Raw genomic sequence first — 23311 nt, 5'->3', positions numbered from 1 at the left:
CGACTTAGCTACTGTGCATGGGGTTGTTTTCGCCATTTGCTTGAGCGGCCTTCAGGTGGGATGGACGGCTCCGATTCCGCTGTGGGCGGGCCGGCCGGTCCGGGCGTGAGCTTCTGCCGGTATCACCCTGAAAAGGCAGGCATTTCGGTTCGCCTCGCAGCACGCGGGATCCGACACGCGGAACTCATTCCTCACCTCCGCGTTGTCTCGCCATGACTGAAGACCTTTCCTTCCGACGCAAACCCCTGACCCCCGAACAGCGCCAGGCGCGCGATGCGGCTCGCCGGATCGAGGCCGAAAAGGCCATGCGCGATCACGAAGCGGCGCAGAAGGCGTTTTACGCCAACAAGGAACGGCTGAGGGCCGAGCGGCTCGCACGTGAAGCTGCGGCCGCGAAGGGCTGACGGCGCCCGGCCGCAGCCCGCCGATATCGCCTGGATCCACCGCCCGACGCCTAGTGCCGCTTGGACGTGCTCTTCACGCTCAAGGCCAGCTTGAGCGCCTGGACGGCTTCTGCGAATGCACCGCGGGGCGATTGTGCCTCGATCGCTTCGGCCGCGACGCGGCAGTCGTTGGCGACCTTGAGCAACCCGCTTCGTGCCAGGTCCATGGTGGAAAGGGCGGCCTGCTCCAGGCAGAGGCGTTCAAGTCGTCGAAACTCCCGCAGCTCTCTGTTCATGCGTCAGCTCTCGATGTCCCCCGGCCATGCGGCGCTGAGTCTGCTTAATAGACGGTTAACGCTCTCCGGTAGCTGATCTGGCTGGCACGGAGCTGGCGGCAGCGGTGAACACACGCGCCTGTTGCACGCGGCAGGCTTGACGGCGTTTGCCTTCCGCCGGAAGCTTCAAATGATCCTCAACTGACGCGAAATACGGAGACGTTCGCTTCCGGCCAATCCGATCCCCTTCAGTGACAACGCAATGGAGCTGACCATGACCACGTTCGACAAGCGCGAGCAGGGCTTCGAGGCCAAATTCGCCCATGACGAGGAGCTCATGTTCAAGGTGACGGCCCGGTCCAACAAGCTGCTTGGCCTCTGGGCCGCCAGCCAGCTCGGCCTCAGCGGCGATGCCGCAGCCAGCTACGCGGCGGCGCTGGTGACGGACCATCTGGAGAGCCGGACGATCGACGAGGTCCTGGACAAGGTGTCGGCCGATCTTGCCGGCAAGGGGGTGGCGCGCGAGCAGGTCGCCCAGAAACTCCAGGAATGCCTGCATCAGGCCATGCAGCAGCTCGAAGCAAAAAAAGAGTGAGCGCCGCGGGCCCTTGCTCACAGCTCCATGTAGATGATCTCGATGGGCTCGCCGCCGAGGCCGTGAGAGAACTGGCCTCGGCCCATTTTTCTGAAGCCGTAACGTCGGTAGAAGGCTTCGGCGTTGATCGTGGCTTCAAGGCGGATCGGCCCGCTATGGCCGAGCCGCGCCCGGGCCACGCCGATGTCGAGCAGCCGCTGCCCCACACCAGAGCCGGCCGCCGCGGGCAGCACGAACAATCGGGTGACCTCGCCGGGCTCGGCATCGACGAAGCCGATGACGACGTCGTTGCGAAGACAGACGGTCATCCGCCCCTTGGCGATGAGCTCTTCATAGAACCGGGGCGTCCGTTCGCCCATCCAGTTCTCGATCTGGGCCGGTGAATAACATCCGCGCGAAAGACCCGCGATCGAGGCCTTGGTGATGTCAAACACGGTCTCCGCGTCGTCCGCGCACGCCGGCCTGAAGGAGATGTCGTCAGCGGGCATGGGGACTCGGGAGCCGGACGGTGTATCGCAACTCGAACGCCTCACTCGGCGTGCCTGCGCATTCCGGAATCGCTGAGCTTGTCGACATAGGCAATTCCGAGCGCCGAGACGATGAAGGTGATGTGGATCAGCACCTGCCACATCACGCCGGTCTCGGTGAAGCCGGCGCGGCTCGAGCCGAGATTGCCGGCCTCGATGAAGGTGCGCAGCAGCGCGATCGAGGAGATGCCGATGATGGCCATGGCGAGCTTGATCTTCAGCACGCTCGCATTGACGTGGCCGAGCCATTCCGGCTCGTCCGGGTGGCCCTGGAGGTCGAGCCGCGAGACGAACGTCTCGTAGCCACCGACGATGACCATCACCAGCAGGTTGGAGATCATCACGACGTCGATCAGCGCCAGCACGCTCATCATGATCTGTTGCTCGGTGAGATCGATCGCGTGCCAGGAGAGGTGCCAGAGCTCCTTCAGGAACAGCACGATGTAGACGCATTGCGCCACGATCAGCCCGAGATAGAGCGGCAGCTGCAGCCAGCGCGAGCCGAAGATGATCATCGGCAGCACGCCGAGGCGCGGCGAGGGCAGGCGGGGTTCGGTCCTTGGCTCAGGCTCAACCGACATTCGGGCAGCATCCTCGCGAGCGGAGACGATCTCGCTTTTCTGTACCCCGACAAGATGGCCGGCGGAAGACGTGCGGTGCGCCTGGCAAGGCTTGCCGGCGATCGCGCCGTTTCGTGCTAGCGTGGACGCGGCCCTCGGGCGACGGCCCGGATCAAGGAGGAGTGACGTGCCGAACAGCTTTGGCGGCGGGCTCGGGAGAATCGCGCTTGTTGTGGCGATGATGCTCGGTGCAGGCGGGGTGTCGGCGACGCCGCTGACGCCGTTTCGCTACGAGGCGCAGGCGCAGCGCCATTGTCCGCATGACCAGGTGGTCTGGCTGGATTTCAGGAAGGGCGTCTACTACGCCCGGGGCCAGAAGCGTTACGGCCAGGGTTTTGACGGCAGCTTCGTCTGCCGTAACGAGGCCCGCGAGAGCTTCTATAGGCGGTCATTGCTCGGCCTGCGCTGAGCGCGTGACCAGCCCTTCGGAACGCCGTTACTTCTGGCTCGGCAGCTTCACGGGGACGTGCGGGGCGGTGCTGATGATGCGGGGGCTTCCGTCGGGATAGGTGCGGTCGCCGCGGATCAACGATTCCAGAACCAGAAAAAATTTCTCAGCAAGCATTTGCGTCACCTTCGTTGGTGATGGCCTCTTGAAATGAGTCGAGGCGCCAAACGCAGAAATTCAATCAACTAAAAGAGAGCAGGGCAATCCGGAACGGACGGCATGCTGCGTCGCGGTGTAGCTGTGGTTAGAAATAAGGAAAGTCGTGGTCGTGCTCAGGCGAAGGCCAGTGCCACCAGGCTCGAGCACAACAGCACCAAGCCGCCTGCGGTCAATGCCAGGAAGCCATCGGATACGAGGTCATGGTTACGCATGGGACACCTGCCGCTCTCGTCTTCGATGCCCGGTCGGATCGATCAAAAACTGTCCGAACGTGCCGCCGTGAAAGAGGTGATGCTTGCCGCCCGCGCGAGTGCCTTCAGGCCCTCGTCCGGTAACCTTCAAACGCATGGGCCAGGAAAATCCCCGCGCTAACCAGACCCATCAGTGCCGAAACCGTCTCGATCATCGTTAAATTCCAAATCCCGCCCTTGCATGCGAGAGAACGCGTGCGGCCTTGCACAGTCAAAAGAATTCCAGTGAGCGGCGCGACAATGGGGGTGGAGTGAGGATTTGGCGCAACAGAATGTCCAGGAGTGGCACAGAGCAGGCGGCCTGCGCTCCGTAGATCAACGGGGACAAACGAACGGGGTGTTTACCATCTCGGCGTGATCGCCGCGGGCTCCCCATTTCCGCCGTGTTCGGGTTGCGTTATCGTTACCACATCCGATGCGGTGGTGGGCCGCTTCGGAGCAAAGGACCGGACAGCGCGTGCCCGTCACCCAAAGCGGGTTGGGTACGCCTCCGGCGGAATGGTATTTGGGGCGAATGGGGATCCGACGGTCAGATTCGGTTTTGCGGGCCGCGCGTGGAATTGCGGCGGCCGCGACCTGCCTCGCGCTCGCCAATTGCGCCTCCTCCAACAAGTTCGCCAGCCGTGTCGATCCGAAATACGGCGTGTCCTCGAGCCCCCGGGTCGTGGCCTGGGGCGATCCGGTCCCGAAGGGCGGCGGCACCTATCGCGTCGGCAAGCCCTATGTGGTGGCCGGCAAGACCTACGTGCCGGAGGAGGACGTCAACTATCGCGCCGAGGGCATGGCGTCCTGGTACGGCGACGACTTCCACGGCCGTCTGACGGCCAATGGCGAAGTGTTCGACATGGGCTCGCTGACGGCGGCGCATCCGACCCTGCCGATGCCGTCCTATGCGCGGGTGACCAACGTGTCGAACGGCAAGTCGCTGATCGTCCGCGTCAATGACCGCGGGCCCTATCACGGCAACCGGCTCATCGACGTCTCGAACAAAGCCGCCGAATTGCTTGAATTCAAAGGAAACGGCGTCGCCAAGGTCCGCGTCGAATATGTCGGCCGGGCGCCGCTCGAGGGTTCCGACGACCGCCAGCTGATGGCGACCCTGCGCACCGGGATCCCGGCGCCGTCGCCCTCGATGGTCCGCGTCGCTTCGGCGAAGCCCTTCGTGCCCGAGCTGCCGTCATCGACCCGCGGCGCCATTCGCGGCGAGGTTCCGATGCCGGAGGGACGGCCCTACAATCTCGGCAACACCTCCGCCGACATGGCCTCGCTGAACGCGACCTCGGAAATGTCGGCCTCGAGCCGCAGCCGGGGCCGGGCGCTCCAGAACGCGCGCGCCGTGTCCTATGACGAGGACGGCCGCTACAGCAGCGAGAGCGCTCCGTCTGCCGCCTATGCCTCGGACGGCGCCGCCGAAGCCCGCAGCATCCTCAGCGGCCGCGGCCTCTACTAAGCCCGGAACATTCGGCGAGCAGCGGCGCTGCCCGCTGCCGACTTGCGCTCAGAACGGGATGCGCGCGCGTCCCGTGAACGTCCAGATCTGCGTGTTGCCGCCGATGCCGCCGAGCTCGGCGCCGAAGCCGACGGTGGCGCCGCTCGCGAGCCTTGCGCCGAGGCCGCCGGTGACCCGCGCCGACCAGCCCTGGAGCAATGGTGTCGAAGCCAGCGGGATGCCGCCCGCGGCAATGATTGCGGCGGCATCGTCCTGGGTGAAATAGTAGTCGGCGTAGACACCGGCATAGGGCAACAGCAGCACGCTATCGAGCCACGGTATCGGGTAGGAGACCCTGCTACCGGCAGAGGCGCGGCCGCTGGAGAAGGTGCGGGCGGCTTGCTGGGTGCCGAGCGAGTCGACATAGGCGTTTTCCCGCTCCCAGATCGCGTAGACCTTGGCCGACGGTTCGATATTGAAATTGGCCCAGTTGTAGCTGCCGGTGAAGCCGGTCGCGAATATCCAGCGATTGCCGTTGAAATTGCCCACGGCCGTGCCCGCAACGCCGTTATAGCCGATGCCGGAATAGGTCACCGCTGCGTCGTAACGCAGCGTCGGGATGATCTTCCAGCCGAGATAGGCGCCGACGGTCCAGCCGTCGCCCTTCAGCTTTCCGTTGATGTCGGTCTCCGTGTAGCTGAAATTCTCGTAGCCGCCGACCACGCCAACCAGAAGATTGGGAGCGGCCCGATAGGTCAGCCCGGACACCAGGTTGATCTGCTGGCCGTAGAGCGTCGCCTGGGTTGCGCCCTGACCGATATTGCCCGACGAGCCCCAACGGTCGATGCCGGTGCCGCGGACGTCGATCCAGAACAGCCAGTCCTTCTGCTGCTTGAAACGCGCGATTGGTGCCTTGGTCGGCGCCGCCCGATCGATTGCGGCGAAGGCGTCGTCGATCCGCGAAGACCCGCGGCCGGTCCCGCCGGAGCGTCCGTTGCCGGCATAGGCATTGGAGCTCTGCGGATCGATTGGGCGACCGGTCGGCGGCTCGTCATCGCCATCGGGCGCAGCGGCGAAGTTGACGCGCACCCCGCCGCCGCCCGGCGTGATGTATTGGCCGCCGTTGCTGAAGCCTTCGGAGATCGCGGTGTCGATGGCACCGGAGATCGCCTGTCCCGAGCTTTGTGCGACGATCTTGGTGACGTTGAGCTGAAGCGCGCGCAGCCTGGCGCTGTCGGCGGGAATATCGACCGACTGGGTCAGGGCCGGCGAGGTCGAGGCATTGAACGCCGGCGAGACGCTGTAGGTCGCGGTGATCGTGTGATTGCCGACGGTGAGCGTGGTCGTCGCGAAAGTCGCGACACCTGCCGACAATGTCGACGTTCCGATCGGTGCGCCGCCGTCGTTGAACGTCACCGTTCCCGTCGGCGTTCCGCCTGAACTGCGTACGGTGGCCGTGAAGGTGACGGACTGGCCGTAGCTGCTCGGATTCTGCGACGAGGTCAGCTCGGTCGTCGTCGTGGAGGACAGATAGGTGAACCGGTCTGCGGCCGAGGTGGGCGAGGTGCCGCCGATCGTGGTCACCGTGATGTCGACCGTGCCGGAGCCTGGCGGCGAAGTCGCCGTGATCGACGTTGCCGAGTTCACCGTGAAGCTCGTCGCGTTGTTGGTGCCGAATTTCACCGCCGTGGCGCCGGTAAAGCCGGTCCCGGTGATCGCCACGGAGGTGGCGCCCACCGCAGGGCCGGATGTCGGCGAGATCGAGGTAATGGACGGCGCCGGCGAGTAGTTGAATTGATCCGATGCTGATGTTGCGGATGTCCCTCCGGGCGTTGTCACGGTGATATCGACGGTGCCGGCGCCGGGCGGCGAGGTCGCGGTGATCGAGGTCGCCGAATTGACCGTGACGCTCGTCGCATTCGTCGTTCCGAACTTGACGGCGGTCGCACCGGTGAAATTGGTGCCGGTGATCGTCACCGACGTGCCGCCGGCCAGCGGTCCGCCCGTCGGCGAAATCGACGTCACCGTCGGCGTGCCGAAATAGGTGAACTGGTCCGCCGCTGACGTCGCCGAGGTGCCCCCGGCCGTCGTCACCTTGATGTCGACGACACCGGCCCCGGGCGGCGAGGTCGCGGTGATCTGGGTCGCGGAATGGACTGTGAAGCCCGTCGCAGCCGCCGCGCCGAACGTCACTGCGGTCGCACCGGTGAAATTGGTGCCGGTGATCGTCACCGACGTGCCGCCGGCCAGCGGTCCGCCCGTCGGCGAAATCGACGTCACCGTCGGCGTGCCGAAATAGGTGAACTGGTCCGCCGCTGACGTCGCCGAGGTGCCCCCGGCCGTCGTCACCTTGATGTCGACGACACCGGCCCCGGGCGGCGAGGTCGCGGTGATCTGGGTCGCGGAATTGACTGTGAAGCCCGTCGCGGCCGCCGCGCCGAACGTCACTGCGGTCGCGCCGGTGAAATTGGTGCCGGTGATGATCACCGACGTGCCACCGGCCTGCGGGCCGAGAGTCGGCGAGATCGAGGTGACGGTTGGCGAGGCCACATAGGTGAACTGGTCGGCGGCCGATGTCGCCGAGGTGCCACCTGGATTGGTCACGCGGAGGTCGACGGTGCCGGTCCCGGCCGGCGAGGTTGCCGTGATCGATGTCGACGAATTGACCGTGAAGCCAGTTGCCGCTGTTGCTCCGAACGTCACGGCCGTCGCGCCGGTGAAATTGGTGCCGGTGACGGTGACGGTGGTGCCGCCCGCACCCGGACCTGACGTCGGTGAGATCAAGGTGACGGTCGGCGCCGGGACGTAGGTGAACTGGTCCGCAGCGGAGGGCGCCGACGTCCCGCCTGCAGTCGTCACGGTGATGTCGACGGTGCCCGTACCCGCGGCTGATGTCGCCGTGATCTGGGTCGCGGAATTGACGGTGAAGCCTGTGGCAGCCGTTGCGCCGAACGTGACTGCGGATGCGCCGGAGAGGTTCGTGCCGGTGATGACCACGGTCGTGCCACCGGTCTGCGGACCTGATGTCGGCGAGATGGAGGTGACGGTCGGCGGAGCAGCATAGGTGAACTGGTCCACCGCCGAGGTCGCGGAGGTCCCGCCAGGTGTCGTGACCCTGACATCGACCGTTCCGGCGGCGCCTGCCGGCGAGGTCGCGGTGATCGATGTTGCCGAATTGAACGTGAAGCTCGCGGACGTTGCGCCGAACGTCACGGCCGTGACGCCGGTGAAATTGGTGCCGGTGATCGTTACCGAAGTGCCGCCCGCCGTGGGTCCGCCCGTGGGTGAGATCGAGGTGACCGTGGGAGCAGCAATATAGGTGAACTGGTCCGCGGCAGAGGTCGCCGAGGTGCCGCCGGCTGTCGTTACCCTGACATCGACCGTGCCGCTCCCGGCAGGCGAGGTCGCGGTGATCTGGGTGGCGGAATTGACGGTGAAGCCGGTCGCAGCCGTTGCGCCGAACGTCACCGCTGTCGCGCCCGTGAAATTGGTGCCGGTGATGGTCACGGTAGTGCCGCCGCCAGCGGGGCCTGTCGTCGGCGAGATCGAGGTGACGGTGGGCGCGGCGACATAGGTGAACTGGTCGGCGGCAGAATTTGCCGACGTTCCGCCCGCAGTCGTCACCGTGACGTCGACCGTGCCCGTGCCTGCGGGCGATGTCGCTGTAATCTGTGTATTGGAATTGACCGTGTAGCCCGTGGCATTGGTCGCGCCGAACTTAACGCCTGCAGCGCCGGAGGTCGTGCTGAAATTCGTGCCGGTGATGATGACCGTTGTGCCGCCGCCCGTTGGGCCGGTGGTCGGCGAGATCGAGGTCACAGTCGGCGCGGCGACGTAAGTGTACTGGTCGGCCGCGGATGTCGCGGTGGTCACGCCGTTGTTGGTGACCGTGATGTCGACCGTGCCTGCGGCGCCAGCCGGCGCGACCGCCGTGATCTGCGTCGCGGAGTCGACAGTGTAGCTGGTCGCGTTGGTGGCGCCAAACTTCACGCCTCCGGAGCCGGTCGTTCCGGTGAAGTTGGTGCCAGTGATCACGACGCTGTTGCCGCCCGCCAATGGGCCGGACGTCGGTGAAATCGATGTCACCGTGGGCGTAGGCAGGTTGACAGTGATGGTGAAGGATGTGTTGGTGAATTGAGATACGCCACCGCAGGTGGCGGATGGATTTCCGCTGTTGTAGGTACAGCCGCTCGCGTACCAGAGCGTGATCGTGTCCGTGCCTCCCCCGGAGAGGGAGTTGAGCTGGATATCGTACTCGTCGACGTGAAAGGAGTCCGTTCCGGGATTGACGGCCGTGATCGTATAGGTTGCTTTTGTCGACGCATAGGAGAGCGCTGTATACGACAGAGTGGTCCCCTGGACCGGAAGGAAGTTCTGGGCATCCACATTCGGGTTCGAGCCGTTGGATGTACCGTAAAGTCCGACGCGAACCTTTCCGTCGGTGACACAGAGACCGACCGTGTTCCCGGTGGCGTTGATCGTGATGGTCGCAGCGCTTGTCGAGCCGCTCGTAAAGTTACACGTCGCATGCGCCGCCGCCATGGCGCTGATCATCAAGATTGTCGCGAGGCAAATGCGTTGAGCTGCGCGCCAAAGGCGGAGCAAAATGCCCTGTCGACCGGTCCGGCTGCTATGCGCCGATCCTGCCAGCTCCCCGCTCATTTCTGGCACGGCCACCGCAATTGCGTGACTCACCGGCCCCCCTTCGCGGTACCCTTTCGAAGAGCTCCGCCCTGAAATCCCTGATTGTGTAAATTTTCACGTATATCGTTGCGTGCATTTGGCTGAGACGCGGTGCACAACGCAAGCGGGCAGCCGGCCAAATCGTCGAGAGCCCCGCCCGCGACGCAACTTTCCAGCGAACCGTTGCGCTGCGGCAACAAAAGCGTGATCACTCAACGATACATCACATGATGGCGAGCGCATTTCAGGTTGCGCTGGAGCTTGACTGTTGCCGCGCGCTGTTTAACAATCTTGACGAGTAGATCGGTTGCCGTTCATTTTTTAATTTAGAAGCTGTCGTCGTCGCCTTGCGACACGACGGGGCGCCTGATCTTTTTTTGGGGAGGGGGCATGCCGTATCAGCCAGTTCTCGGCCAGATCATGCCTTTTGCGGGCGCCATCGTTCCCAGAGGCTGGGCGCAATGCAACGGTGCGTTGCTGGCCATCCCGACCAATCAGGCGCTGTTCTCGCTGCTCGGCACGTATTACGGCGGTGACGGCGTCCGAACCTTTGCACTTCCGGATCTTCGGGGCCGCGCCATTCTCGGCTCGTCCGGCGGCAGCGGCCAATATCCCCTGGGCATGACCAGCGGATCGATGTCGGTCACGCTCACCGTGCCTCAATTGCCTGCTCACAATCATCTGATCCAGGCTGTTGCAACGCAGGGAAGCGGACGTGGTGCTTCGGCCGCCAACAATATCTTCGGTACGAACACGCTGCCATCCGATAATCCGAAGGCGATTTTTGGACCAGCCGGGAGCGCGGACACGCCATTGGCATCCGGCACCAATCTGGTGAACGAAGGCGGAGGCGCGCCGCACAACAACATGCAGCCCTATCTCGCCATCAGCTATCTGATCGCGTTGCAGGGAATTTATCCGAGTCGAAACTAGGCGGCTGCGCAGCGACATTTTCGCAGCCGAGTTCTTCTCACATCAATTTCGAAGATTGGCGCATCCCCCGATCGGATGGGGACGCCCCGGGCAGAGGATCAGAGGCGATGTCAGATCCGTTTGTTGGCGAGATCAGGTTGTTCGGCTTTCCGCGGGTGCCCACTGGCTGGTTTGCCTGCAATGGTCAGGCGATGTCGATTTCGCAATACCAGGTGCTTTATACCGTGATCGGCACCACCTACGGCGGCGATGGCGTCAACACCTTCAATCTTCCCGATCTTCGCGGCCGCGTTGCGATCGGACAGGGACAGGGGACAGGCTTCCCGTTCTATGTGCTGGGCCAGATCGGAGGAGAGGAAACGCATACGCTGGTCGAAGGCGAAATGCCGACCCATAGTCACGCGCTGATGTCCTCGACAGGGACGGGAGAGACATCCGAGCCCGGACAGACGGTCCATCTTGCCACCGCATCAACCGGCAATCTCTATGCGCCGACGGCCGACGCAGCACCCTACGCGACGATGGCCGCCTGCGTCACTCCGGCGGGCAACAGCATCGGGCACGACAACATGATGCCGAGCGTGGTTGCCAATTACTGCATCTGCAACGACGGCCTCTTCCCTTCGCCCGGCTAGCCTGCGCCGGTCCGTATCCAGTCTCGAGGAGACACCATGTCAAGTCCGTATGTCGGGGAAATACAGGCCTTTACGTTTCAGTTTGCCACAAACGGCTTCAACTCTGCCTGGCTGCCATGCTTTGGCCAGCTCGTTCCCATTCAGGCTTACAGCCCGCTCTTTTCGCTGATCGGGACTTATTACGGTGGCAATGGCACGACCAATTTCGCCCTGCCGAATCTCAACGGTTCGGTCGCGATCAGCCAGGGGCAAGGTCAGGGGTTGCAGAACTACGTCATCGGCGAGGCCGTCGGCAGTCCGACGGTCAACCTGAGCTCGGGCGAGATGGCCATTCACACCCACGCCCTGCAGCTCGGCGCCGGCAACGCCCCGAACGCCGCCCCGGGTCCCGGAACGTCGTCGACCATGGTTGCGATCGATCCTCAGTTCAACGGCTTCATCGCTCCGCCCGGCAACCTCACCCTGGCGGCCAATGCCGTCACGCTGACCGGGCAGGGGCTCCCCCACGACAACATGCAGCCGACCCAGGCGATCATCTGGTGTATCGCCTATGCGGGAATCTTTCCGTCCTTCGGCAGCTCCTGAACGTGGCGGCGCTGCGTGACGGCATGATCGACGGCATCTCGCCCGACATCGTCCCGGACGATCCGGCTCTGCGGCTTCGGTGCGATAGCCCGATCGATGCGCCGTTCATCCGGCATCTCTTCGAGGAGGTGAGGACAGCCCAATTTACCGCGACGGGCTTGTCCGGACCGATCGTCAGGCAGATCATTGCGCAACAGTTCCGCAGCCAGATGGCCGGCTATGCCACCCAATTTCCAGGCGCGATTTCACTGATCGTCACGCGAGACAGGGTCGCGATCGGCCGGCTGCTGCTTCATTGTGCGCGCGAACGCTGGCACATCATCGACTTCGCTCTGCTGCCGGCCGATTGCGGTCGAGGCGCCGGCACGAAGATCTTTGAGGCTCTCGGAGCGGACGCGCGGCGGCAGGGCGTCTCGGCGCTGACGCTCACGGTGCTCGCAGGCAACCAGGCCGCGCGCCGGTTCTACCAGCGGCATGGATTTGCCGAGACCGGGATGTTGGGGGCAGCGCACCTCGCGATGCGGAAGGATCTTGCGGCCTAATGCATGATCCCGGACCCGGCGGGCCGCGCTAGCGCAAAGTGCGACGCGGTTTTCCGGAAAGATCATGCGTAAACGCTTTAGCGCGCCGATGCCTCGCGCAAGAATTTCACCAGCGCCGCATTCACCTCTTCGGGCCGCTCCTGCTGCACCCAATGGCCGGCGCCCTCGATGATCAGCTTCCGTGTGAGATTGGGCAGCACGCGTTCCAGCTCGTTGACGCGCTTGGCCCCGATCAGCCCAGTGATGACGGCGTCCTTCGAACCGGCAATGAAGAGGGACGGCTGGTGGATCTGCGCATCCTGCCAGGGCGCCGTCAGTTCCCAATTGCGGTCGAGGTTGCGATACCAGTTCAGCCCGCCGCGGAAGCCTGACTTGCGGAAGGCCTCGGTGAAATAGGCGAGGTCAGCCTCGCTGAGCCAGGCGGGCAGCGGCTCTCCGGCGGTCGCGTGGCCGAGAAAGCCCTTCTCTTCCTGCACGAACATGGCGGCGGTGGGATCGGCGAGGCCGCGTCCGCCGAGCACGATGCGCATGGTGCGGGCGACGTCCCGCTCCAGCTCGGCCTCGGCGACCCCTGGCGCCTGGAAGTACTGCCAGTAGAAGTTGGTCACGCCGCCCTCGCGCAGCAGGTCGAGCGGCTTGCCGCGGCCGCGGAATGGCGGCGGCACGCTCAGGCCCGCGACCGCCGTGAAGATGTCGGGTCGAAACAGCGCCGCGTGCCAGGCCACCGGCGCACCCCAATCGTGGCCGACCACCATGGCCCTGGTCTCGCCGAGCGCCCGGACGAGGCCGACCACGTCGCCGACGGTGTCGAAGATCGAGTAGGCGTTCACCTCGGCCGGCGCCGCGCTCTGGCCGTAGCCGCGCATGTCGGGGGCGACGACGTGAAACCCGGCGTCCGCCAGCGCCGGGATCTGGTGGCGCCAGGAGTAGGACAGTTCCGGCCAGCCGTGGCAGAGCACGACCAGCGGACCCTGGCCGGCTTCGCGGATGTACAGGTCGATCCCGTTGGCCTTGACCGTGCGGGTGGAGGACATCGCTTTTCCGCCTTGTTTCAGGGGTTTGGTCGATAAATATAAGGTGTCACGATAGGGGCGTGACGAGAATCATGCAAACTCGGGTGCCGGTGCCGGCCTCGTGTTGTTCGTACCGGTTCCAACTGTTAGAACGCCGCTCTCAGGGCTTCGCCATGGCATTTCGTCTTTTTTCGCTCCACCGCCCCCGGTTCACCGCCGGAGCGATGGCGCGCGGGCTGATCGCTGCTGTTCTGGTGGCGGCGATTGGCTGGGGTGGGGCGCTCTATGCGGCCAACCAGAGCGTCCAGGGCGCCAAGAAGACGGAAGACGCCGGCTTCGACGGCGATGCGCCCACCGCGATCCTGATCGAGGCGTCCAGCGGCAGCGTGCTGTTCGAGAAGAATGCCGACGAGCTGCGCGCGCCGTCCAGCATGATGAAGCTGATGACGGCGGAAGTCGTGTTCAACGCCATCAAGAAAGGCGACATCAAGCTCACCGACGAGTACCGGATCAGCGAGAACGCCTGGCGCAGGGGCGGCGCGCCCTCCGGCGGCTCGACCATGTTCGCCGCCATCAACAGCAAGGTCTCGGTCGACGATCTCCTGCATGGCGCGATCATCCAGAGCGGCAACGACGCCTGCATCGCGCTCGCCGAAGCCATGGCAGGCAACGAGCGGATCTTTGCCGCCGACTTCATGACCAAGCGGGCGCGTGAGCTCGGCATGACCAAGTCGACCTTCGGCAACTCCAACGGTCTGCCCGACCCGGCCAACAAGATGACGGTGCGGGAGCTGGGCATCCTCGCCCGGCACATCATCCTGGACTTTCCGGAGTTCTACAAACTATTTGGTGAGAAGGAGTACACCTGGAACAAGATCCGTCAGCCCAACCGCAATCCGCTGCTGAATTCGATGGAAGGTGCTGACGGCCTCAAGACCGGCTACACCAAGGAGGGTGGCTACGGCATGGTCGGCTCGGCGGTGCAGAACGGCACCCGGCTGATCGTCGTCATCAACGGCCTGGAAGACCCCGAGGACCGCGCCACCGAAGCCAAGAAGATGCTGGAATGGGGTTTCCGCAACTTCGAGACCCGCACTCTGATCGCGGCCGACCAACCGGTCGGCTACGCAAAAGTGTTTGGCGGCGAGAGCCGCTCGGTGAAGCTGGTCGCCAAGATGCCCGTGAAAGTGATGGTGCACAAGAACGGCAGCGACAAGCTGATCGCGCGCGTGGTCTATAAGGGGCCGGTACGGGCGCCGGTCGAGGCCGGTCAGCAGGTCGGCGTGGTCAAGGTCTGGCGTAGCGGCAACATCGCGGTGGAGACGCCGGTCTATGCAGGTGAAGCGATCGGCACCGGCTCGACCATGCGGCGCGCGATCGACGGTGCCAGCGAGCTCGTGATCGGCATGTTCCGCGCGGGCGCCGAGAAGCTCTGATCATGAGTGAGAGCAAGGTACAGCGACCGTCCGGACGCGGACGCTTCGTCACCTTTGAAGGCGGCGAGGGGACGGGCAAGTCGACCCAGATCAAGAAGCTCGCCGACCGCCTCAAGGCGGCCAGGATGCGCATCCTCGTCACGCGCGAGCCGGGCGGATCGCCGGGCGCCGAGATCATGCGCCATCTGGTGCTGTCGGGGATGGGTAAGCTGCTCGGGCCCGAAGCCGAGACGCTGCTGTTTGCCGCCGCGCGCGACGATCATGTTCGTACCGTGATCCAGCCCGCGCTGAACCAGGGCGCGTGGGTCCTCTGTGATCGCTTTGCAGACTCGACGCGGGCGTATCAGGGCAGCCTCGGCCGCGTCCCGATCGGGCTGATCAACGCGATGCAGCGCGTCACCATCGGCGATCTCAAGCCGGATCTCACCATCATCCTCGACCTGCCGGTCGAGATCGGCTTGCAGCGTGCCGCGGTACGCCGCGGCGCTGGCACGCCCGACCGGTTCGAGAGCGAGCAGCTCAGCTTTCATCAGGGCCTGCGCGAAGCCTATCGCAAGATCGCTGAGGAAGAGCCCGCGCGCTGCGTGCTGATCGACGCCAATTCCGATCCTGACACCGTCGCAGACCGCGTCTGGACCGCGTTGCGCGAGCGTCTCCTTCCCACGACCGCCTCGGTGATCTCAGCATGAGCCCGCGTCAGGCCGAGCGTGAGACCGCCATTCCGCATCCGCGCGAGACGAGCCTTCTGTTCGGCCATCGCGAGGCCGAGACGGCGCTGCTGACGGCCTATCGCAGCGGGCGGATTCCGCACGCCTGGCTGATCGGGGGAGCGCAAGGCATCGGCAAGGCGACGCTGGCCTATCGCATGGCGCGCTTCGTGCTCGCGCACGGTCAGCCGCTTTCGCCGGCCGTGCAGACCGCCGAAAGCCTCGCGATCGATCCCGATGACGCCGTGGCGCGGCAGGTCGCGGCCGGCTCGCATGGCGGGCTGCTGACGCTGGAGCGCACCGCCAATGATCGCGGCGTGATGCGCACGGTGATCACCGTCGACGAGACGCGCGAGACGATCGGCTTCTTCGGCTCGACCGCTGCGGCGGAAGGCTGGCGCGTCTGCATCGTCGACACCGTCGACGAGCTCAATCCGAATGCGGCCAACGCGCTTCTGAAGATCCTTGAGGAACCGCCGCAGCAATCTCTGTTCCTGTTGGTGAGCCACGCGCCCGCGCGCGTGCTCGCCACGATCCAGTCGCGCTGCCGGAAGCTGCGCCTGCGGCCGCTCGGAACGGACGAGGTGATCGGTGCCGCGGCCACTGCCGCCGACCTTGCTCCGACCGATCTGGCGCTGCGCGAGGCCGCGGAGGCCTCCGAGGGCAGCGTCGCACGCGCCCTGACGTTGCTTGGTGGAGACGCCCTGAAACTGCAGCAGCGCACGGCAGCGCTGCTGGCGCGACTGCCGCAGGTCGATCCGCGCGAACTGCATACGCTCGGCGATTCGCTCGGCACCAGCGACCGCGTTGCGCTCGCGGCCTTCATCGACGGCATCGACCGCTGGATCGCGGAGCGCCTGCATGCGGACGAAGCCAACGCCAACCAGAACCTGCCGCGCCTTGCGCGCCTAGCTGAGGTATGGGAAAAGATCGTCCGCGCCGCGCGCGACACCGAAACCTACAATCTGGAGCGAAAGCCCTTGGTTTTCTCGGTGTTCGGCTGGCTGGCGGACGCAACGCGCTAGAGCATGATCCGGAAAAGTGTGGAGCGGCTTTCCGAGAGGATCGTGCTCAAAACAATGACCTAACGCAGGTTCGTTTCCAAATTTTGATACAGCCGGGTAAAGGAATTCGTCGTGGCAACGCGAGCTAAGAAAACCGTCAAAGCCAAGAGCAGCAAGAAGAAGGCTGCCAAGAAGGCCGAAAAGAAAGCCGCGAGAAAGGCCGTGAAGGCGCGTGCGTCCAAGACCGCGAAGAAGGCCAAGAAGGCCGCTGTAAAGAAGGGCGTGAAGAAGAGCGCCACGAAGACGGCAAAGAAGGCCGGGAAGAAGGCTTCTAAGAAGCAGGTCATCGCCAGGAAGGCTTCGAAGAAGACCGCTGCCAAGAAGCCGGCCAAGACTCCGGCCAAGACTCCGGCGAAGAAGGTTGCGAAAAAGGCGGCTGCGCCTGCCGTGATATCCGCGCCGGCTCCGGTTGCCGCGCCCCCGAAGGCCGAGAAGCCCAAGGTTTCGAAGCCCAAGGTGTCGAAGCCGAAGGCGCCGCCTGCGCCAAAGCCCGTCGCAGCTCCGCAAGCCGCCGCGCCGGTCGCCACTCCGGCGCGCGACAACGTCTTCTACATCACGACCGCGATCGCCTATCCCAACGGCAGCCCGCATATCGGCCACGCCTATGAAGCGATCGCCACCGACGTGCTGGCGCGCTTTGCGCGGCTCGACGGCAAGGACGTGTTCTTCCTGACCGGCACCGACGAGCACGGCTTGAAGATGGTCCAGACTGCGCAGAACGAGGGCCTGACGCCCGCAGCGCTCGCGACCCGCAATGCCGGCCGTTTCAAGGAGATGGACGAGCGGTTGAACGTGTCGTTCGACCGCTTCATCCGCACCACCGAGGAACAGCACCATCGCTCGACCCAGGAGATCTGGCGTCGCATGGAGGCGAACGGCGACATCTATGCCGATACCTATTCCGGCTGGTACTCGGTACGCGATGAGGCCTATTACGCCGAGGATGAGACGCGCCTGAACGACGACGGCGTGCGCCTCGGTCCGCAGGGCACGCCTGTCGAGTGGGTGGAGGAGAAGAGCTATTTCTTCCGCCTGTCGGCCTATCAGGACAAGCTCCTGAAGCTGTACACGGACAATCCCGATTTCATCGGCCCGGACTCGCGCCGCAACGAGGTGGTGAGCTTCGTCAGGAGCGGCCTGCGCGATCTCTCGATCTCGCGCACCACGTTCGACTGGGGCGTCAAGGTGCCCGGCGACGAGGAGCACGTGATGTATGTCTGGGTCGACGCGCTCACCAACTACATCACCGGCATCGGCTTTCCCGACGAGAGCGACGGGAACTGGCGCTACTGGCCGGCCGATGTGCACATCATCGGCAAGGACATCATCCGCTTCCACGCGGTGTACTGGCCGGCGTTCCTGATCTCGGCCGGCATTCCCGTGCCGAAGCGGGTCTATGCCCACGGCTTTCTGTTCAACCGGGGCGAGAAGATGTCGAAGTCGGTCGGCAACGTCGTCGACCCCTTCAACCTCGCCGAGCAGTATGGCGTCGACCAGATGCGCTATTTCTTCCTGCGCGAGGTGCCGTTCGGGCAGGACGGCAACTACAACCACGAGGCCATCGTTGCGCGCATCAATGCCGACCTCGCCAACGATCTCGGCAATCTCGCGCAGCGTTCGCTGTCGATGATCGCCAAACAGCTCGGCGGCGTGCTGCCGGAGCCGGGCGAGTTCAGCGACAATGACAAGGCGATCCTGGCGATGGCCGACGGCATGATCGCAGCATCGCGTGAGGCGATGGCGACGCAGCAGATCCATCACTGGCTCAACGCGGTGTGGGCCGTGGTCGCGGAGGCCAACCGCTATTTCGCGGGCGAGGCGCCGTGGGCGCTCGCCAAGACCGATCCCGCCCGACAGAAGACGGTGCTTTACGTCACCGCCGAAGTGGTGCGTCAGATCGCGATCCTGGCCCAGCCGGCGATGCCGACTGCATCGGGTTTGCTGCTCGACAGCCTCGGCATTCCCGCGGACGAGCGCAATTTTGCGACACTCGGCGGCGCCAAGCGCATCGTGCCCGGTTCGACGCTGCCGGCGCCGACGCCGGCGTTCCCGCGCTATATCGAGCCGGCGGCCTGAGGCGTTCCGACGATGTTGGTCGACAGTCACTGCCATCTGGATTTTCCGGACTTCGCGGAAGATCTCGACGGGATCGTGTCGCGCGCGCGTGCGGCCGGCATCACCCGCATGGTCACGATCTCGACGCGGGTGAAGAAGCTCAACCAGCTTCTGCCGATCGCCGAGCGCTACGAGGACGTCTATTGCTCGGTCGGCACCCATCCGCACAACGCGGATGAGGAAGACGGCATTTCGCCGGACGAGCTGATCGCGCTGACGCAGCACCCCAAGGTCGTCGCGCTCGGCGAGGCTGGGCTCGACTATTTCTACGACAACGGCTCGCCGGAAGCGCAGGCGAGGGGCTTTCGCGCCCATATCGCCGCGGCTCGCGCGACCGGCCTGCCGCTGGTCATCCATACCCGCGAGGCCGACGCGGATTGCGCCCGCATCCTGGAAGAGGAGGCCGCACGCGGATCGTTTCGCGCCGTGCTGCATTGCTACACCGGCGGGCGCGAGCTGGCGCTGAAGGCGGTGTCGCTCGGACTTTATATCGGCTTCACGGGCATCCTGACGTTCAAGAAGTCGGAGGCCCTGCGCGCGCTTGCGGCGGAGCTGCCCGCTGACCGTATTCTGGTTGAAACAGACTCGCCCTATCTTGCGCCGGGCAAGTTCCGGGGCAAGCGCAACGAGCCGGCCTACGTGGTCGAGGTCGCCAAAGTGCTCGCCGAGACGCGCGGCGTGTCATTCGATGAGATCTCACGCCAAACAAGCGAAAACTTCTTCCGCCTGTTCTCCAAGGTGAAAGCTTGAGACTGGAAGCCGCATGACGTTGACGCTGACGATCCTGGGCTGCGGCTCCTCCGCCGGCGTGCCGCGCCCGGCCCTCGGTTGGGGCGCCTGCGACCCCAGCAATCCGAAGAACCGCCGCCGCCGCTGTTCGCTGCTGGTCGAACGGAAGTCCGAGCACGGCACCACGCGGATCGTGATCGACACCTCGCCGGACCTGCGCGAGCAACTGCTCTCGACCAATGTCGACCACATCGACGCGGTGTTCCTGACCCATGAGCACGCCGACCAGACGCACGGCATGGACGATCTTCGTTCGGTCGTCATGCACATGCGCCGCCGTATCCCGACCTATTTCAACCTGTCGACCGCCAAGGACATCATGGCGCGGTTCTCGTATTGCTTCATTTCACCTGAGGGCAGCGACTATCCGCCGATCCTGACGCGGCATTCGATCGAGGCGGGCGAAAGCCAGACCATTCTGGGGAAGGGCGGCGCGGTGACGATGATGGCCTTCCTGGTGCAGCACGGCGCCATTCCCGCGCTCGGCTATCGCATCGGGGACGCCGCCTACACGCCCGACCTCAATGACATCCCGCGCGAGAGCTGGGGCGCGCTGGAGAATCTCGACCTCTGGATCGTCGACGGCCTGCGCTACACCAGTCATGTCAGCCATTTCAGCATTAACGATGCGCTGTCCTGGATCGAACGCTTCAAGCCGAAGCGCGCGGTCATCACCAACATGACGGCCGACGTCGATTATGAGGTGATCAGGCAATCGCTGCCTGCCGGCGTGGTGCCGGCCTATGACGGCCTGCAGCTGGAGACGCATTAGAGCGTTTTCGAGCCAAGCGGCTATCGGTTCGCATCAAGAAAACGCGTCAAACCGAAAAGAGCGCGCCTACCAGGCGTAGCGCAGCGCGACCTTGCCCGTGTAGGCACGTACCAGGCTCGACACTTCGCTGTCGAGGCTCGCCGAGGCGGACCAGCCGTTCACGGCGCGCAACTCGAGCGCAATCCCGGTGAGCGCCGCGTTCGGCGCCAAGGCTGCGCCGCTCGCGGTCAGGCTCTGACCGGGCAGGGACAGGAGCGCCGCCGGGATCGATTGACCTGCGCTGAAGTCATGCGCCCAGGCAAGCCGCCCGCGCAGGCTCACCACGCTTCCCGGCAACACAAGCTGCGTGCTCGTGCGCAGGCCGAGCTCGGTGCGGCTGTCGGTGAAGCTGTCGCTGCCGGGCCCGGTCGAAAATGCGTTGTCCCCCTCGGGCGGCTGCGCCCCGCTCGAGGAGGGCAGGCGGAAGGTGGTCACCTGCGCCGCCGCATAAGGTGTGATGCCGAACCAGGCTGTGGCAAGACGATAGCCGCCTTCGACGCGTCCGGAATAGGCGTTGGCGTTGATCGCCGCGGCGAGCTGTCCGGAGCCGGCCGGCGTCACCGGATGATCGTTGCTGATGGCTTGCCAGCCATAGGCGAGACCGGTGGCGACATAGGCCGATCCGACGCTGTGCCGGACGAAGGCGCCGGCCTGGAACAGATCGGAGCGGCCATTCGAAAAATTGTTGGTGAAGCCGGTGCCGCCTCCAGCCAGCGCAAAGCCCATCCGGGTTTGCGGCGACAGCGAATAATCGGCGCCGGCCACGGTGCCAAAACTGCGGCTGGTCGAACCGGTGCCGCCGGTCGATACCTGCGAGCCGCCGAAACCCGCAGCCCAAACGTTCCAGTGCGGGGCCGCGAGCGCTGGCCTGCCGTAGATCGCCCCATAGGCCTCGCGCCCGATGCCGCCATGCGTCCGGTCGTTTCCGATATCGGCGTAGGCCGCCAGCTCTGCGTCCAGTTCGGCCGGACCGATGCCGCGGCCATCGATGGCGGGATCGAGCAGGGCGAGCGTGAACTGCCTCATCGCCAGGAAGGTGGCCCGCGCCGTCTCGCCGCGCGGAGCACCATCGGAGCCGCCGCCAAAGGCCTGTCGCATGCCGAACCGTACCGCGCCGGCAAATCCCGGCGGCTCGCCGTTCCAGCCGTAGTTCGGTGGCATGCCGCCGCCATTGCCGTTGCCGAACGGCGCTCCGCCAAAACCGGTGGCCTGCGGGCCGCCGAACATGGGGCCATTCATGCCGCCGAAATTATTGAAACCGTTTCCGGGCGCATTCGGACCAGGGGGAGCGAAATTCTCGGCGCCCCCGAACGCGCCGAACTCGCGCATCACCTGCGCATCCGCCGCGCGCGGCATCAGCAATCCGGCCGTCAATAGCAGCAGCGCCAGACGCGCACGCACGTCTGCGCTCAAGACACAAACCGCATGAAGCGCCCCAACCGCGCCGGACGCCGGCCGCGCAGCCCGCGCGACGAATCAGGTGGAATCAGCGACTCCGACGGAGCTGAATCGTAAATGCGTCTCTAACGTTTTCCAATCTTTTCCTGGTGTGTCTTGATGTCGTCGATCCCGCACAAACGGTTTCTCGACGATGCGGCAATCGCCGTCGAGACGCGGTCAATGTTTCCCAATGTGTCCAGGCTCAGGCCGAGATCGCCTTCACTGATCCCACTTCGTTGCGCAGCAGGAATTTCTGGATCTTGCCCGTGGACGTCTTCGGGATCGGTCCGAACACGACCGCCTTCGGCGTCTTGAAGCCGCTCATCTGCGAACGGCAGAAGGCGATGATCTCGGCCTCGGTCGCGCTGGCGCCGTCCTTCAGCTCGACGAAGGCGCAAGGCACCTCGCCCCATTTCGGATCGGGCTTGGCGACGACGGCGGCGAACAGCACGGCCGGATGCTTGTAGAGGATGTCCTCGACCTCGACTGACGAAATGTTCTCGCCGCCGGAGATGATGATATCCTTCGAGCGGTCCTTGATGATGACATAGCCGTGCTCGTCGAGCACGCCGAGATCGCCGGTGTGAAACCAGCCGCCGGCGAAGGCTTCAGTCGTCGCCTTCTCGTTCTTGAGGTAACCCTTCATCACGATGTTGCCGCGGAACATGACCTCGCCGATGGTCTCGCCGTCGCGCGGCACTTCCTGCATGGTCTGCGGATTGATGACCGTGACGCCTTCCTCGAGCGGGTAGGGCACGCCCTGCCGCCGCTTCATGCGCGCGCGCTCGGGCGCGGGAAGCTCATCCCAGCCGGGTTGCTCGGCACAGACGGAGGCGGGGCCGTAGACCTCGGTCAGACCATAGACATGCGTCAGCTTGATGCCGATGCTCTCTGCGCCTTCCAGCACGGCGACCGGCGGTGCGGCGCCGGCGATCAGGCCGACGACGCGGCGCGCGGCACTGCCTTTCGGCGCGTCGGGCGCATTGATCAGCGTGTTGTAGACGATCGGCGCGCCGCACATGTGGGTGACGCTGTGCGTCTTGATGAGCTCGAAGATTTTCGTCGGCTCGACCTTGCGCAGGCAGACATTGATGCCGGCAGCGGCCGCGATGGTCCAGGGGAAGCACCAGCCGTTGCAGTGGAACATCGGCAGTGTCCAGAGATAGACCGGATGCTGGCCGAGATTGCCGGCGAGGATGTTGCTGACGGCATTGAGATAGGCGCCGCGGTGATGGGTGACGACGCCCTTGGGATTGCCCGTGGTGCCCGAGGTGTAGCTCAGCGCGATGGCGTCCCATTCGTCCTGCGGCAGAACAGCGTTGAAGCCGGGATCGCCTTGCGCGACAGCGGCCTCATATTCAATCTCGCCGATCCGCTTGCCGCCCTTGAAGGCGGCATCATCGACATCGATCACGAATGGCTTTGGCCCGCTCATCTGCGCCAGCGCATCGGTGATGACGCCCGAAAATTCGGGATCGACCAGGATGATCTTCGCGCCGCCATGATCGAGCTGGAACGCGATCGAGGGCGCATCGAGGCGGATGTTGAGCGCGTTGAGCACGGCGCCGGTCATCGGCACGGCGAAGTGCGCCTCGTTCATCGCCGGGATGTTCGGCAGCATCGCCGCCACGGTGTCGCCGACGCCGATGCCCTTGCCGGCGAGATACGAGGCAAAGCGCCGGCAGCGTTCATAGGTCTGCGCCCAGGTGAAGCTGCGGCCTTCATAGACGGTGCTGACGTGATCGGGATAGACCGCCGCGCTGCGCGCGAGGAAGCTCAGCGGGCTCAGCGGTACGTAGTTGGCTTGCGTCTTTTCGAGGCCGATATTGTACGGGTTCTGTCGCTCAATCATCGACACCCTCCTTAAACCG

Annotated in this window: 22 protein-coding genes; 14 read left to right on the top strand and 8 right to left on the bottom strand. The window is 64.8% G+C overall.

The features are described 5' to 3' along the window. The first annotated feature begins 212 nt into the window (after positions 1–212). Positions 213–404, top strand: coding sequence for a hypothetical protein (locus N2603_RS22300; RefSeq protein WP_018641976.1), 192 nt, complete (start codon positions 213–215; stop codon positions 402–404). 50 nt (positions 405–454) lie between these two features. Here the strand turns inward: N2603_RS22300 and N2603_RS22295 are convergent, their stop codons facing one another. Next, complete coding sequence (locus tag N2603_RS22295; RefSeq protein WP_260424040.1) at positions 455–679, bottom strand: hypothetical protein; 225 nt, start codon at positions 677–679, stop codon at positions 455–457. A gap of 253 nt (positions 680–932) precedes the next feature. Between N2603_RS22295 and N2603_RS22290 the strand changes: the two genes are divergently transcribed. Next, positions 933–1253, top strand: a complete 321-nt coding sequence (locus N2603_RS22290) for a DUF1476 domain-containing protein (protein WP_035666119.1) — start codon at positions 933–935, stop codon at positions 1251–1253. 17 nt (positions 1254–1270) lie between these two features. On the opposite strand, the gene N2603_RS22285 is transcribed toward N2603_RS22290, so the two are convergent. Both N2603_RS22285 and N2603_RS22280 read right to left on the bottom strand, forming a co-directional pair. Further along, entirely contained in the window at positions 1271–1741 is a 471-nt protein-coding gene (locus N2603_RS22285; protein WP_260424039.1) for a GNAT family N-acetyltransferase, read from the bottom strand. 41 nt (positions 1742–1782) lie between these two features. Then, positions 1783–2361, bottom strand: coding sequence for a TIGR00645 family protein (locus N2603_RS22280; protein ID WP_018641972.1), 579 nt, complete (start codon positions 2359–2361; stop codon positions 1783–1785). Positions 2362–2578: 217 nt separating this feature from the next. Here N2603_RS22280 and N2603_RS22275 point away from each other — a divergent pair, with 217 nt between their 5' ends. Beyond that, a complete protein-coding gene (locus tag N2603_RS22275; RefSeq protein WP_145831707.1) occupies positions 2579–2809 on the top strand; it encodes a hypothetical protein in 231 nt (76 codons plus the stop codon). A gap of 27 nt (positions 2810–2836) precedes the next feature. On the opposite strand, the gene N2603_RS22270 is transcribed toward N2603_RS22275, so the two are convergent. Next, positions 2837–2965: a hypothetical protein gene (locus N2603_RS22270; RefSeq protein ID WP_018641970.1), complete on the bottom strand. Its 129-nt coding sequence runs from the start codon at positions 2963–2965 to the stop codon at positions 2837–2839. Between the two features lie 807 nt (positions 2966–3772). On the opposite strand from N2603_RS22270, the gene N2603_RS22265 reads away from it, so the two are divergent. Next, on the top strand, positions 3773–4708 hold the full coding sequence (locus tag N2603_RS22265; protein WP_260424038.1) for a septal ring lytic transglycosylase RlpA family protein: 936 nt from the start codon (positions 3773–3775) through the stop codon (positions 4706–4708). 48 nt (positions 4709–4756) lie between these two features. Here N2603_RS22265 and N2603_RS22260 read toward each other — a convergent pair whose 3' ends face one another. Continuing rightward, positions 4757–9241: a beta strand repeat-containing protein gene (locus N2603_RS22260; protein WP_260424037.1), complete on the bottom strand. Its 4485-nt coding sequence runs from the start codon at positions 9239–9241 to the stop codon at positions 4757–4759. Positions 9242–9760: 519 nt separating this feature from the next. Here N2603_RS22260 and N2603_RS22255 point away from each other — a divergent pair. The 4 genes from N2603_RS22255 to N2603_RS22240 all read left to right on the top strand — a co-directional run bounded on the left by N2603_RS22255 (position 9761) and on the right by N2603_RS22240 (position 12065). Continuing rightward, the gene (locus tag N2603_RS22255; protein ID WP_018641968.1) at positions 9761–10303 is read left to right on the top strand and encodes a phage tail protein; all 543 of its coding nucleotides are present in this window, start codon (positions 9761–9763) and stop codon (positions 10301–10303) included. A 107-nt stretch (positions 10304–10410) separates the two neighbouring features. After that, entirely contained in the window at positions 10411–10938 is a 528-nt protein-coding gene (locus tag N2603_RS22250) for a phage tail protein (protein WP_018641967.1), read from the top strand. A 36-nt stretch (positions 10939–10974) separates the two neighbouring features. Further along, on the top strand, positions 10975–11523 hold the full coding sequence (locus tag N2603_RS22245; RefSeq protein WP_260424036.1) for a phage tail protein: 549 nt from the start codon (positions 10975–10977) through the stop codon (positions 11521–11523). Between the two features lie 23 nt (positions 11524–11546). Further along, positions 11547–12065, top strand: coding sequence for a GNAT family N-acetyltransferase (locus N2603_RS22240; protein ID WP_260424035.1), 519 nt, complete (start codon positions 11547–11549; stop codon positions 12063–12065). Between the two features lie 77 nt (positions 12066–12142). On the opposite strand, the gene N2603_RS22235 is transcribed toward N2603_RS22240, so the two are convergent. Continuing rightward, a complete protein-coding gene (locus N2603_RS22235) occupies positions 12143–13099 on the bottom strand; it encodes an alpha/beta fold hydrolase (protein ID WP_260424034.1) in 957 nt (318 codons plus the stop codon). Between the two features lie 152 nt (positions 13100–13251). Here N2603_RS22235 and N2603_RS22230 point away from each other — a divergent pair, with 152 nt between their 5' ends. From N2603_RS22230 to N2603_RS22205, 6 genes are all read left to right on the top strand, one after another. Then, positions 13252–14514 (top strand): D-alanyl-D-alanine carboxypeptidase family protein, encoded by a 1263-nt coding sequence (locus N2603_RS22230; RefSeq protein WP_260424033.1) that lies wholly within the window; start codon positions 13252–13254, stop codon positions 14512–14514. A gap of 2 nt (positions 14515–14516) precedes the next feature. Further along, positions 14517–15203, top strand: coding sequence for a dTMP kinase (gene tmk, locus N2603_RS22225; protein ID WP_018641962.1), 687 nt, complete (start codon positions 14517–14519; stop codon positions 15201–15203). After that, positions 15200–16246 (top strand): DNA polymerase III subunit delta', encoded by a 1047-nt coding sequence (locus N2603_RS22220; protein WP_260424032.1) that lies wholly within the window; start codon positions 15200–15202, stop codon positions 16244–16246. Before tmk ends, N2603_RS22220 begins: the two co-directional genes overlap by 4 nt. Before the next feature lie 111 nt (positions 16247–16357). Continuing rightward, the gene (metG, locus tag N2603_RS22215) at positions 16358–18361 is read left to right on the top strand and encodes a methionine--tRNA ligase (RefSeq protein WP_260424031.1); all 2004 of its coding nucleotides are present in this window, start codon (positions 16358–16360) and stop codon (positions 18359–18361) included. Positions 18362–18373: 12 nt separating this feature from the next. Further along, positions 18374–19150 (top strand): TatD family hydrolase, encoded by a 777-nt coding sequence (locus N2603_RS22210; RefSeq protein ID WP_018641960.1) that lies wholly within the window; start codon positions 18374–18376, stop codon positions 19148–19150. A 13-nt stretch (positions 19151–19163) separates the two neighbouring features. Continuing rightward, the gene (locus tag N2603_RS22205) at positions 19164–19961 is read left to right on the top strand and encodes an MBL fold metallo-hydrolase (RefSeq protein ID WP_260424030.1); all 798 of its coding nucleotides are present in this window, start codon (positions 19164–19166) and stop codon (positions 19959–19961) included. A gap of 66 nt (positions 19962–20027) precedes the next feature. Here the strand turns inward: N2603_RS22205 and N2603_RS22200 are convergent, their stop codons facing one another. Both N2603_RS22200 and N2603_RS22195 read right to left on the bottom strand, forming a co-directional pair. Continuing rightward, positions 20028–21401, bottom strand: coding sequence for an autotransporter outer membrane beta-barrel domain-containing protein (locus N2603_RS22200; protein WP_260424029.1), 1374 nt, complete (start codon positions 21399–21401; stop codon positions 20028–20030). A 241-nt stretch (positions 21402–21642) separates the two neighbouring features. Next, positions 21643–23292, bottom strand: coding sequence for an acyl-CoA synthetase (locus N2603_RS22195; protein WP_260424028.1), 1650 nt, complete (start codon positions 23290–23292; stop codon positions 21643–21645). Positions 23293–23311 lie beyond the last annotated feature (19 nt).

Origin of the sequence: Bradyrhizobium huanghuaihaiense, assembly GCF_025200885.1 — a bacterium.
Taxonomy (GTDB): domain Bacteria; phylum Pseudomonadota; class Alphaproteobacteria; order Rhizobiales; family Xanthobacteraceae; genus Bradyrhizobium; species Bradyrhizobium huanghuaihaiense.
This window is presented reverse-complemented; position numbering and strand designations above follow the sequence as displayed.